This window comes from Salinicoccus jeotgali (genome assembly GCF_055379195.1).
On record NZ_AP043830.1, the window covers coordinates 118,477 to 130,616 of the forward strand.

Below are 12,140 nucleotides of genomic sequence, written 5' to 3' on the forward strand. Positions count from 1 at the left end.
GGGGAGGATACTATTCACGATCTGCACTTTCAGAAATCATACGGCCCACCTGCTGACCGCTCAATGTGACCATCGGCATGCCTCCACCGGGGTTTACAGTCCCACCGACAAAATATAGATTTCCGATCTCGCGATCTTTTTTTGGATGTTTGAATCCCTTGTTTTTCTTTTTATCCGATACAGTGCCGTATATCGCACCATGATCGGAATTGTACATTTTTTCGATATCATGAGGTGTCAACATGTACTCTGTAACAATATGATTTCTTAAATTCTCAAGTCCCATCGATTCAAGTTTTTCAAGGACTGTACTTCGGAAGTTCATATAATCTTCTTTTGTATATTGTTCCTGCTGAAGAGGTGGGATATGTGGCAATATTTTTAGGTTTTCATATCCTTCAGGTGCTTGTGAAGGATCAGTCTTATTGGTGTTCACTACATAGATTGTAGGATCACCCGGTATGATTTTCTTTTCGAATACTTCTTCATAATTGCGTTTTGAATCGTTTGAGAAGAAGAAATTATGATGTCTCAATTGTGGATACTTGCGATTGACTCCGAGATGTAGGACCAGCCCTGAACTGGCTGGTTCAAATTGTTTTTCCAGCTTCTCGAACTTTTTCGGCATTCGGTCGAGTACATGCCTATAAAAGGGCAACACTTCCATATTGGAAACATAATAATCTGCTTCTATACGGCTTCCGTCATTAAGCAACAGAGTTTCTATGTTGTTTTGTCCATCAGTCAGTGCTGTCTCCACAGATACACCCGTATATAACTTGATCCCTATGTCTCGTGCCAACTGGGTGATTCCTTCAGCTAGACGATGAAGTCCGCCCTTTACATACCATACTCCTTGCTCATGTTGCATATGGGCCATCATATTCAACACAGCCGGGGCTCGGTATGAGCTTGAGCCGACATATTTTATGAAATAACCTAACATATCTCGCATATGCGGATTTTTAACCCTCTTGTTTATGCCGTGCTGCATCGTGGATGGGTAGTCGAACCCTTTAAATGCTTCGATTGGGCCATGGAAACGCAGCACATCTTTTAAATCATCAAGTCCTTTTTCGAAATATCCAGGGACCGTGGTTCTATCTATTTTTTTGGCATACTCAAGGAAGTTCCTATAATCGCTCATGTCTTCTTTTCCGAACTGAGGATTTTCTTCAGCCATCTTCTGAAGGTTTCCATATAGGTCGATATGGGAGTCATCAGGGAAGAAGGCGCGCCATTGGAGGGGTATTTCCTCAATTTGGACATAGTCATCCATAGCTTTTCCACTGCCAGTGAAAAGCCGTTCGAACACGTGGGGCATCGTCAGCAGTGATGGCCCGAGGTCAAAACCGAATCCGTCTTGTTCATGACGGTTCAGCTTTCCTCCAAAGTGTGTATTCTTTTCGTATAGTGTTACATCGAATCCCCTTTGTCTCAGGGAAATTGCTGCAGAGAGGCCTCCGAGGCCGCCACCTATTACAACCACTGTTTGAGATTCTTCCATGATGCTCCCCCAATCATTTGTCTTCAAGTGTCTTGATATATATTTTTTCCGCTTCCCTTATCTTTATCTTTTTGGCTAAAGAGACTGAGTTTCGCTTGGAGAAGCAGTCATATTCATTGTGGCGAACTTCATTCAAGATCTCACGGTATATGGAGAGTGAGAGGAGAAGCGGCAGCCTGGCTTCCGGTTTATAGTATGTAATTTCTTCACGGGCAGTGTCATATAACTGTTCAGCGGTTCCAGCAAGATCCTCCCACATAGCCCTGAAATTTTTGTTGATTTCGCCTGAGGCAAGCTGTTCTTCAGTGTAACCATGCTTTTTCAACACCGACTTTGGAATATAGATACGACCATGATCCCTGTTGTCTTCACCTATATCCCTCAAAATATTGGTGATTTGCATAGCAACACCAAGCTTTTCTGCATTTTGCCTGCGCGGACCTGTAAGGTCATTGGATAGTATAGGCAGAAGAAGCCTCCCGACAGACCCTGCAACATGATTACTGTAATTGATCAGGTCATCGATGTCTTCAGGCTGTTTAAAGCGGATATCCATTCTTTGGCCGTCCAGTTGAGTGTAGAGCATTGATGGATCGATATCATACCGACCCATCACATCGGCCAACGCACGCCACATGGGAGCTTTGGGGACGTTTCCGCTTAAGAAGTTATCCAGTTCCTTCTCCAGCCTTTCCAAATTTACGATGCGAGTTTCCATGTTCTTGGCATGGTCGATTGCATCGTCAGCTGTGCGGCAAAATGCATAGATTGCATACACTGCATCGGCATCTTTTTCGGGAAGGGTAGAAAAAGCATAATAGAAGCTCTTCGAGTGATGCTTGATTATATTTTGGCAATGGTTGTAATCATTTTTTAATGAAGGTTTGGAATGAGCCATCATGCTTCACGTCTCCTATTGGTGATTTTCATCTTTCAGCAGTTCTTCGACTGCTATTTTTGATGAGAGCAATACAATCGGTACGCCGGCTCCCGGATGAGTACTGCTTCCGGTAAAATACAGATTGTCGCAATGCGTCGCTTTACTCTGGGGGCGCATATGATTGCTTTGGGTGAGTGTCGGTCTAAGTCCGAATGTAGCACCATTGTAGGCGTTGAAACGCCCCTCGAATTCCGCTGGTGTCATAGTGGTTTCGACTACGATCTGTTCTTCAAAGTTCTCCATACCAGGTAGTTTACTGATTTTCGACATGATTTTGTCCCGGTACATATTGGAGGTTTCCTCAGTCCACTTATATTTCAATGTATGTGTGTCTGATACAGGCATTAATACATATATACCATCCTTGCCTTCAGGGGCGAGCGAAGGATCAATCTTTGAAGCGATATACATATAGAGTGATGGGTTTTCGATGACATCACCCTCAAAAATTTGATTGATGTTAGTATCAAGATCTTCAGAGAAAACAAAGTTATGGACGTTATCAAGTTCAGGGTATTTACGGTCCATGCCCAGATACAGAACGAAGCAGGAACATGAATAATCCATCTTATCAATTTTTTTGTCCTGATACTTTCCTTTATGCTCCGGCTCTTTGACCAGATTTTTCATGGCATATGGAAAGTCTGCATTACACATCACATAATCAGAAGCAAGCAATGAACCGTTGACCATGACACCTGTTGCTTTTTTATCTTCTATGACAATTTGTTCTACGCTGGTGTTATATGTGATTTTCCCGCCCATTTCCAAAAATAGGCGTTCCATGGCAGACGCCATGGTGCGCATCCCGCCTTTGATGAACCAGATACCGTATAGAAACTCGATCATGGGAATGATGGTGTACAGCGAAGGGCCTTTAAATGGCGATATACCGATATATAGGGTCTGGAAGCTGATCATCTGGCGCATGCGTTTGTCTTTGATGTATTTTTTCATTAAGTTTTCAGCATTGTTGAGAGTTTTCAACTTCATGCCTTGACCGATCATGAATGGGTTGTAGAAATCTTTCTTGTTTCTGAACGGACGTTGCAGAAAATGTTTTTTCGCAATATTGAAGCGTTGGTATAGATCTGTCAGATAGCGTAGAAATCCTTCAGCATCTTCATCGCTGATTTCTTCAAACATCTCTATATTTTTAACAAGGTCGTTTGTCACCTGATATTCTTTAGTTCCATTGTCAAAGTATCCACTGTACATGGGGTCAAGGCGCATCATCGGGATATAGTCATCAGGATTACGGCCTGTAATCTCGAATACTTCCCTATACAGTTCAGGCATCATCACAATGGTGGGGCCAAGATCGAATGCATATCCTTCAAGGTCAATCCGGTTCATTTTGCCACCAGGCGTCGACTCTTTCTCCAATATAGTGACTTGGAACCCTTCGTTCTGTAATCGGATGGCACTTGCAAGCCCTGCGACACCAGCACCTATAACAGTAATCGTCTTTTTCATATCAAAATCTCCCTTGCTGTTCCATAGACCGTTGCTGCTGCCATGAAATCAATTCAGGACTTAGGACAATCGGCCGGTTTCTCAGCTCTTCAATGTTTTTAGCGTTGGTTATTATAGCAATTTTCTTCATCTGATGGTGGAACTGATCCACGAACTCGATAGCGGCTTCGACACCAGAGTGTTCGACTTGTTCCAGCATCATTTTTGACATTCCTACAGCGCGGGCACCAAGTGCCAAGCATTTCATAGCATCAAGAGGTGTACGCACCCCTCCGCTAGCCAGTATATGCATATCTTGTTGGAAGGGTTTTGTTTCAAGAAGCGATGTGACTGTAGAAATGCCCCAGTTATCCATGTAGGACATCTCTTGATTTTTGCGTCTTGAATTTTCAATGGTTGCGAAGTTGGTTCCCCCTTTACCACTGATGTCTGCATACTTGATGCCGATATTTTTTAAAATCTGAAGTGTTTCTTTGCTCATACCAAAGCCTACTTCTTTAATGATTACAGGCATATCAATTTTTTCTGCAATCTGCTGGATGTTGTCACGCCAAGTTTTAAAATTACGGTCCCCTTCAGGCATGATCAATTCTTGAGGCGCATTGATATGGATTTGTAGTGCATCTGCTTTGAGAAGATCTACAGCTTTTTTTGCCCCTTCCATTGAAACATCCGCCCCTACGTTGGCAAAGAGAAGGCCATTTGGGTTATTTTCTCTTGCAATAGTGAAAGAGTCCGACAGCTCTGGTTGCTTTATTGCAGCATGCATCGAACCGACTGCCATGGGAATGCCTGTAGCTTCAGCGACAGCAGCAAGCTTTCCATTGATGGAGCGTGTCCATTCGCTGCCCCCGGTCATTGCATTGATATAGAGTGGCAACTCAAGACGAAAAGGACCGAGGTCTGTTGAGAGGTTCACATCATCCAGGTTGAAGGAAGGAAGTGACTGGTGGATGAAATAAACACCGTCAAAGTCGGATGGTGCAGATTGCAGAGATTGGTTTAAGGCATGCTGAACATGTTCGTTTTTTCTTTGGCTACGTTTATCAATCGGTTTGCTCAAGAGATTCATTCCTTCCATCCTGTCGTTTTACTTCCGGGTGTATGAACGGTTTTTAGATAGGGTTGAGATATTTACAGTTTTTTATATCTTGTAAAGCACCATAAAAAGAGTAAGCAGTGGAGCTGTTTCTTCATACTTACCCCTTTTATGGGGATATTGACCAAAACTTGTAAAGATGGTTCATCTTTAATGTGTATTAGTACGATTATCAATGATTAGGAGGCATTTTGCAAACTGATTGGAAGTAAATGAAAAAAGACATCAGAAGGTTCTGATGTCTTTTCGTCAGTGGAATCTAATTTAATTTTTGTTCCTCTTCGAGCTCCTCATCACGTTCTTTTTCAGATTGCTCCACATATTCTTGCATGCGATGTTTATTTGGAGTAATGGAAAGCCCCAGATGTTTACGTTCTTCATTGGCATCCTTATAGAAGGATACCAGTACGGAGAGGATGACGAAACTGAATGGGAATGCTGAAACGATGGCAGCTGATTGTAATGCTGACAACCCAGTTTCTCCTCCTGAAAGAAGAAGGATGAAGGCAATTGCAGAAAGCGCAACCCCCCAGATTATTTTAATTTTATTCGAAGGTTGCAGAGAACCATTTGAAGTCTGAATGCCTAGGACGTAAGTGGCTGAGTCAGCAGATGTTACGAAAAATGAAGCAACGAGCATCAATGCAATGATCGATAAAATCATGCTCATCGGCAATTCATTGAATATTCCGAATAGCATTGTCTCTGCAGGCATTTCAAAAATTTGCGGCGTCTCTTTAGCAATCTCGATGCCTGTAGTACCAAACGCACTGAACCATACAATGGCTACGGCAGTAGGAACAAGCAGGACGGCCATGACGAATTCACGGACTGAGCGGCCACGTGATACCCGTGCAATGAAGGTCCCTACAAATGGACTCCAGCTCATCCACCAAGCCCAATAATAGATTGTCCATGAATCGAGCCACACGCTTTTCTGTTCATTCAATGGTGCAACATCCAGACTGTTGAAAAGGAAAGTATCAAGCAGTGCGCCTGTCGATGTACTCATCATATTCAAAATCAGCATTGTCGGGCCGATGATGAGTATGACAATAAATAGAATGGTCGCAAGGCCTAAGTTTAGATTACTTAAATACTGGATGCCTTTATTCAGGCCACTCCAGGCACTCATTAGGAATAAGAAGGTTACGACAGCTATAATTGCACCTTGAACGCCGATGTTGATTGGAATTCCAAACAGATAGTTCAAACCACCATTGATTTGTAATGTACCAAGTCCAAGCGAAACTGCTACTCCGATAACTGTTGCGAATACTGCTAAAACGTCCACAGCGGTACCAATCGGCCCATCTACGCGATCTCCAAGTAGGGGGCGGAGTGTTTTGGAGAGCAATCCAACTTCGTCTTTTCTGAACTGGAAATAAGCAAGGGCTAATGCAATGACGCTGTACATTGACCATGTGTGGAAGCTGTAGTGGAAAAACGTTGAGCGCATTGCTTCGATCATAGCAGCATCTGTCTCTGGATCCGCAGTAGGAGGTGCGAGATAGTGCTGGATCGGTTCTGCCGCTCCGTAGAATACCAAACCGATACCCATACCGGCACTAAATAGCATAGCGAGCCATGGGAGCGTTCTAAATTCTTTTTCATGATACGGTTTGCCGAGTTTCAATTTACCGATAGGACTAAAAATGAGGAAGATACAGAAGAATACAATCCCTGCGGTAATGATCAGATAATACCAGCCAAAGTAATCCGTAACCCATGCTCCGGCACTTGCAGTGAATGCCCCAAATTCCTCAGGTAATACGGCACCTATGGCAACCATGATGCCAATGATGATTGATGCATAAATAAAGACATTGGATACTTTCTTTTCACCTTTTTTGGTCTTTGCCATTAGTTAAGCTCCTTTATATATACTTATTAAATTGTCCGCAGCGCCTCTATAAGTGTAATATTAGTTCAACAACTTATAAATAGTAACAAAGGATTTATCGTTTGGCAACCACTTGAATCAGATATGCGTGGTTGATTTCATTATACTGAGTCTATCGGTTTTCAAACATATACCCCAGGTGGTATTATACCCAAATATGATATGTAATTTTGTTCGGGAGGACCGGGATTATGGATAAAGTAAAAATAGGTATAAAGGAAAATCTGATGCAGTTCACTTTCTTGGTTGTAATGAGCTTTTTTGTCGGTTCTATGGTAGGAATCGAACGAACTGTATTACCTCTACTCGGTGAAGAGGAGTTCGGCTTGATTTCTACAAGTGCAGCACTCAGTTTCATCATTACATTTGGTTTCTCCAAGGCGGTAATCAATTATTTTGCAGGTGGTATTGCAGACCGGTACGGACGGAGACGTGTTCTTATAGTAGGCTGGATCATAGGTCTTTTTGTCCCGATCCTCATCATCACGGCAGGGTCCTGGTGGATCATAGTCCTTGCAAACATGATGCTCGGCATAAACCAAGGACTGACATGGTCCATGACGGTTAACATGAAGATTGATTTGGCAAGGAGCGACCAGAGGGGCACTGCAGTGGGATTGAATGAATTTGCTGGTTACACGGGGGTGGCGGTGCTCGCGGCGGTATCAGCCTCTATCTCTTCAAATTACGGAATGCGTCCGGAACCGTTTTATATTGGTATAGGAATTGCTCTGGTGGGGCTGCTGCTCTCAATCACCATTAAGGATACTGAACAGCATCTAGAACTCGAGGAACGAAATTCAGGTACAGAGAGTAATCATCTAACTGCAAAGCAGATTTTTAAACGGACGACACTGCAGGACCGGAACCTTTCTTCAGCAAGCCTTGCAGGACTATCGACCAATTTAAAGGATGGCATGGCCTGGGGTCTCTTCCCGATTTACTTTGTGGCTGCAGGACTGACAGTGCCGCAAGTGGGTATGATTGTGGCCATCTACCCTGCAGCTTGGGGTGTGTTCCAACTCTTTACTGGAACTTTAAGCGATAGATTGGGGCGTAAGCCATTTATTGTATCGGGTATGCTAGTGCAAGCTGCAGCTCTGTGGTTCATTATTTTTACACAAGGATATGGATTATGGATCACTGGAGCCATCATTTTGGGATTGGGTACAGCGATGGTATATCCGACATTACAGGCTGCGATTAGTGATGTTGCGGCGCCAGCTTGGCGTGCCTCCTCTATGGGAGTCTATCGGTTCTGGAGAGATAGCGGCTATGCATTTGGAGCATTATTCGCGGGTATCGCTGCAGATTTACTTGGTGTTGGCGCGGCGATAGGCATCGTTGCAATATTGCCGTTGCTATCGGGTATCGCCGCTTACATCAGAATGGATGAAACATTGAAATGATTATGGTCTGAAAATATAAGAACTGGCCTCGGAGCAATCGCTTCGAGGCCAGTTCCTGTCATTTTGCACGGTTTAGGTACCAACTGCCCAGTGTCAGATAAGCTGCAAATGTCGTCCATAATGTATACGGCAGCAATATGATGCCGGAGAGCCGATTTACCTTAAAGAATTTCGTTAATACGGCGTACATCGTAACCCAGATCATAACACTGTTGACCAAGGCCAATTGACGCTTTCTGAGTCGGAAAAATAGGAACGACCAAGTATAGTTGATCATAAGGTGAATCTTGAACAGTTTACTTGCTTGACGATTCCCTTTCCTATTGACGAGAGCATGGGCCAGTCCCATCGTCAGATATAGGAAAGTCCACATGGGCGCGAAGATTTTACGCGGTGGGGCAAACGGCGGTTGTTTCAGCTTCTTGTATTGTCTTGGAGCGGATCTAGTAGATAATTTACCGACTGTTTTACCTAGTATGAGCGGAGTGACAAGATGAAAAATAAACTGAATGATTGATTTCATGAGACATCCTCTTTTCGGAATTTGATGATAAGTATATGCTATATTTAAGTTGATGTAATAGCAATAATAATGTTGGATATAGAGGAAGTGATTGGATGACGGAACTATATTATAGAGCGTATCAATTTGTTGTAAAGCGGATAATGACCCGGCTCCCTTGGCGTGAACCATTAGTCGTCAAAGGCAAGGGCAGCCTTATGGAGTTGTCTCGGATGATTGCAGCGGCCCATTTGAAGAGCGTTCTCGTCGTCACTGATGAAGGAATTTCGAAATCGGGCCTACTTGACGAATTTCTTCATCAATTGGAGACGATGGGGATAAGGGCGCATATATATGATGATGTTCACTCAAATCCTACCATCAAGGATGCAGAGTCCGCAGCAAGCCTCTATAAGGATATGAATTGCCAGGGTGTCGTGGCATTCGGTGGGGGTTCCCCGATAGATTGCGCTAAAGTTGCGGCAGTACGCGTAACAAAACCGAATCAATCGATAAGCAAGATGCGTGGGATATTTAAGGTCAGAAAGAACATGCCTCCTTTTTTTGTCGTTCCGACCACGGCTGGGACTGGCAGCGAAACCACATTAGCGGCTGTCATCACCAATGATGGTACGGATGAAAAATATGCTTTGATGGACCTATCACTGATTCCTCATGTAGCAATACTCGATCCATTACTTACAATAGGACTTCCAGAAAAAGTTACAGCAATGACGGGGATGGATGCCTTGACCCATGCTGTTGAAGCATACATCGGATACGGCGGTACTGCGGAGACGGATAAGAATGCCAAAGAAGCGGCACAACTCGTTTTCAATAATCTATACCATTCCTTTAATGATGGGGGTGATATAGAGGCAAGGAGCAACATGCAGGAAGCGGCATATAAAGCAGGCTTTGCATTCACACGTGCCTTTGTCGGTAATGTCCATGCCATAGCCCACACGCTGGGAGGGTTCTATAATGTGCCTCATGGATTAGCTAACGCCGTTATAATGCCATATGTACTTGAATATTATAGCAAACTTGGTGTGGCCACTTACCAACTCGCTGAATTGGCGGATATCGTCAATATAACGCAATCTGACGACGGTGATAAAGAGAAGGCGCGCAAGTTTATTATTGCCATCAGAGAACTTAATGCTTCAATGGGTATCCCCGAAAAGATTTCCGGCATAAAAGACGCTGACATTCCACATATGATCGATAATGCTCACCGCGAGGCCAACCCACTTTATCCTGTGCCGGTCATATTCGGCCGAGCAGACTTTGAAAAAATCTACCGGATGATTAAAGAATAGTGAACAAGCCCGTACAGAGGCAGTACGGGCTTGTTCACATATAGCTAAAAATTATTTTTTCATGGATTGGAGTTTTTTACGAATCTGATCTGCTGTAGAACCTATGCTACTTTCTACAGCGGCCAAAAAGCTCCCTTCGACTATAGGGGCTTCAGTCAGGTAAATCGAATGGGGACCAGTATACATTTCAATCGCCATCTCAAGGTTCATCCTGCTTGAACCGATATCATAGAAGCAAAGAGTGTCGTCACTGACTTCATCCAGCATTTCAGTGATCTGATCGATATTAGTGCCGATTCCTCCATCCACTCCGCCTGAAGCATGAATGACGGTATTCTCAGCCATCTGTGAAATGAGTGCTTTAGTACCTTCCGCTATTTCAGCACTATGGCTGATGATAAGTATTTCAGCCATTCTGCACACCTTCTCCCAAAGCTTGGATGACGTATACTGCACTTTGGGCACCAGGATCAATCGTACCTTTGGAATTCTCCTTGAAATAGGCGGCACGCCCTTTAGTTGCAACCATATCTTCTGTATCATCTGCTAAAGCTTGTAGCGATTTCAAGTCGAGTGATCCTTTCTCCCGGAGTAGGTCTGCAGTTTTTGAGATAACATCGAACATTGTTTTTTCACCGCCCGAAACTTTCCCCTTCTCACCTACTGTTTTTGCAAACACCTCAAGTATGGTAGCCAAGTTCTCTGAGTCTATAGTATCTTCCGCCACTTCACTCATTTTAACGAAGCTGAAACCATATAGTGGGCCACTTGCGCCTCCTATTGAGCTCATGAGTGTCATGCCAGTTTGCTTTAAGATCTCCTGAGTGGAACCTTCAGTGACTTTTTCTGCCACGGCAGAAAATCCGCGTTTCATATTGACGCCGTGGTCACCATCACCAATCTCACGATCTAGCGCAGTCAATTCACTTTCTTTGTCATCAAATACTGCTTTCAGACCGTGGAGTTGTGAAATTAATTTCTCAGAATCCATCATCTTTAGCCTCCTAATTGAAATAATCCGAATTTGTTTCTGCTTCTAATGCTTTCATCAGCTCATCGGATGCATCGACTATCGTCAGAGAGAACCCTTGCATATCAAGGGAGGTCATATAATCCCCGACAAGCAGCTTTGCCATTTTCATATTTCTTCTTTTGAAGCTTTCCACAGTATATTTTGCAACAATGGAGAGTTCGCTTTGGGGCGTTCCGCCCATGCCATTGACCATCACGACAAGATCGTCATGTTCATTGTATTTAGAAAGTTCATCCAACAATCTTTCAATGATTTTATCGACAGGTTCTGCCTTTTCACGATATATACCTTTCTCCCCATGGATGCCGATACCGATTTCCATTTCATCATCTTGTAGATCGAAGCCATACTCTCCAGTAGTCGGAACCATGCAGGGATGGATCGCCATGCCTATGGAGTGGAGTGAAGTCATCATCTCTTCCACCTTTTCTTTAATGGTATTCAGGCTATGGCCGCTACTTGCCAGGAATCCTGCATATTTATGCACAAGTACTGTGCCGGCTACCCCTCTTCTTTGTTCCTCGTTTTCAATTGCGATATCATCACGCACTACTACGGCTTTCACCTCATGTCCATTCGCTTCAGCCATTTCCTGTGCTATTTCAAAATTCATGACATCGCCCGCATAGTTTTTGATGATGAGTAGTACACCGTCGCCATTATCTGCAGCCTCTATTGCGGCCAGCACCTTATCAGGTGTAGGGGAAGTGAATACTTCTCCACAGACTGCAGCATCGAGCATACCCTCGGCAACATATCCAGCATGAGCCGGTTCGTGGCCGCTTCCTCCACCCGAGATGAGCGCGACGCCGCTTGTCTTCTTATTGCGCCTGACGACTACGGTCTCTTCGATGACTTCTATCTTCTCATCACGATATTTGAGGCCATCCATCATATCTGCCAGGAAATGTGACTTGTCATTAATCAATTTTTTCATGATTATATCCCC

At 43.8% G+C, this 12,140-nt stretch carries 11 protein-coding genes; 2 read left to right on the plus strand and 9 right to left on the minus strand.

The annotated features are described in order from the left end of the window. Positions 1-10: 10 nt before the first annotated feature. From ACZ43I_RS00530 to ACZ43I_RS00550, 5 genes are all read right to left on the minus strand, one after another. Positions 11-1,507, minus strand: a complete 1,497-nt coding sequence (locus tag ACZ43I_RS00530; RefSeq protein WP_344703844.1) for a phytoene desaturase family protein — start codon at positions 1,505-1,507, stop codon at positions 11-13. A 13-nt stretch (positions 1,508-1,520) separates the two neighbouring features. Beyond that, positions 1,521-2,408, minus strand: a complete 888-nt coding sequence (locus ACZ43I_RS00535) for a phytoene/squalene synthase family protein (protein WP_344703842.1) — start codon at positions 2,406-2,408, stop codon at positions 1,521-1,523. A 12-nt stretch (positions 2,409-2,420) separates the two neighbouring features. After that, the gene (locus tag ACZ43I_RS00540) at positions 2,421-3,923 is read right to left on the minus strand and encodes a phytoene desaturase family protein (protein ID WP_344703840.1); all 1,503 of its coding nucleotides are present in this window, start codon (positions 3,921-3,923) and stop codon (positions 2,421-2,423) included. Position 3,924: 1 nt separating this feature from the next. Beyond that, positions 3,925-4,995, minus strand: coding sequence for a type 2 isopentenyl-diphosphate Delta-isomerase (fni, locus tag ACZ43I_RS00545; protein ID WP_344703838.1), 1,071 nt, complete (start codon positions 4,993-4,995; stop codon positions 3,925-3,927). Positions 4,996-5,281: 286 nt separating this feature from the next. Next, entirely contained in the window at positions 5,282-6,886 is a 1,605-nt protein-coding gene (locus tag ACZ43I_RS00550) for a BCCT family transporter (protein WP_344703836.1), read from the minus strand. A gap of 230 nt (positions 6,887-7,116) precedes the next feature. On the opposite strand from ACZ43I_RS00550, the gene ACZ43I_RS00555 reads away from it, so the two are divergent. After that, positions 7,117-8,334, plus strand: a complete 1,218-nt coding sequence (locus ACZ43I_RS00555) for an MFS transporter (protein ID WP_344703834.1) — start codon at positions 7,117-7,119, stop codon at positions 8,332-8,334. Between the two features lie 58 nt (positions 8,335-8,392). Here ACZ43I_RS00555 and ACZ43I_RS00560 read toward each other — a convergent pair whose 3' ends face one another. After that, positions 8,393-8,857 carry a TspO/MBR family protein gene (locus ACZ43I_RS00560; RefSeq protein WP_344703832.1) on the minus strand — a complete coding sequence of 155 codons (465 nt, stop codon included), beginning with the start codon at positions 8,855-8,857 and terminating at the stop codon, positions 8,393-8,395. 95 nt (positions 8,858-8,952) lie between these two features. Between ACZ43I_RS00560 and ACZ43I_RS00565 the strand changes: the two genes are divergently transcribed. Next, complete coding sequence (locus ACZ43I_RS00565; RefSeq protein ID WP_344703830.1) at positions 8,953-10,158, plus strand: iron-containing alcohol dehydrogenase; 1,206 nt, start codon at positions 8,953-8,955, stop codon at positions 10,156-10,158. A gap of 51 nt (positions 10,159-10,209) precedes the next feature. On the opposite strand, the gene dhaM is transcribed toward ACZ43I_RS00565, so the two are convergent. Genes dhaM through dhaK form a run of 3 tightly spaced genes read right to left on the minus strand, consistent with a single transcriptional unit; the run spans position 10,210 to position 12,128 of the window. Further along, positions 10,210-10,572, minus strand: a complete 363-nt coding sequence (dhaM, locus tag ACZ43I_RS00570) for a dihydroxyacetone kinase phosphoryl donor subunit DhaM (RefSeq protein WP_344703828.1) — start codon at positions 10,570-10,572, stop codon at positions 10,210-10,212. Further along, complete coding sequence (gene dhaL, locus ACZ43I_RS00575) at positions 10,565-11,149, minus strand: dihydroxyacetone kinase subunit DhaL (protein WP_344703854.1); 585 nt, start codon at positions 11,147-11,149, stop codon at positions 10,565-10,567. Before dhaL ends, dhaM begins: the two co-directional genes overlap by 8 nt. A 13-nt stretch (positions 11,150-11,162) precedes the next feature. Next, complete coding sequence (dhaK, locus tag ACZ43I_RS00580) at positions 11,163-12,128, minus strand: dihydroxyacetone kinase subunit DhaK (RefSeq protein ID WP_344703826.1); 966 nt, start codon at positions 12,126-12,128, stop codon at positions 11,163-11,165. Between the last annotated feature and the right edge of the window lie 12 nt (positions 12,129-12,140).

What these genes read in the sequence shown, in the direction of transcription:
- ACZ43I_RS00540 (WP_344703840.1), bottom strand. Translation starts at nt 3,923, where the DNA reads ATGAAAAAGACGATTACTGTTATAGGTGCTGGTGTCGCAGGGCTTGCA.
- ACZ43I_RS00555 (WP_344703834.1), top strand. Translation starts at nt 7,117, where the DNA reads ATGGATAAAGTAAAAATAGGTATAAAGGAAAATCTGATGCAGTTCACT.
- ACZ43I_RS00530 (WP_344703844.1), bottom strand. Translation starts at nt 1,507, where the DNA reads ATGGAAGAATCTCAAACAGTGGTTGTAATAGGTGGCGGCCTCGGAGGC.
- ACZ43I_RS00550 (WP_344703836.1), bottom strand. Translation starts at nt 6,886, where the DNA reads ATGGCAAAGACCAAAAAAGGTGAAAAGAAAGTATCCAATGTCTTTATT.
- ACZ43I_RS00560 (WP_344703832.1), bottom strand. Translation starts at nt 8,857, where the DNA reads ATGAAATCAATCATTCAGTTTATTTTTCATCTTGTCACTCCGCTCATA.
- dhaM (WP_344703828.1), bottom strand. Translation starts at nt 10,572, where the DNA reads ATGGCTGAAATACTTATCATCAGCCATAGTGCTGAAATAGCGGAAGGT.
- ACZ43I_RS00565 (WP_344703830.1), top strand. Translation starts at nt 8,953, where the DNA reads ATGACGGAACTATATTATAGAGCGTATCAATTTGTTGTAAAGCGGATA.
- fni (WP_344703838.1), bottom strand. Translation starts at nt 4,995, where the DNA reads ATGAATCTCTTGAGCAAACCGATTGATAAACGTAGCCAAAGAAAAAAC.
- dhaK (WP_344703826.1), bottom strand. Translation starts at nt 12,128, where the DNA reads ATGAAAAAATTGATTAATGACAAGTCACATTTCCTGGCAGATATGATG.
- ACZ43I_RS00535 (WP_344703842.1), bottom strand. Translation starts at nt 2,408, where the DNA reads ATGATGGCTCATTCCAAACCTTCATTAAAAAATGATTACAACCATTGC.
- dhaL (WP_344703854.1), bottom strand. Translation starts at nt 11,149, where the DNA reads ATGGATTCTGAGAAATTAATTTCACAACTCCACGGTCTGAAAGCAGTA.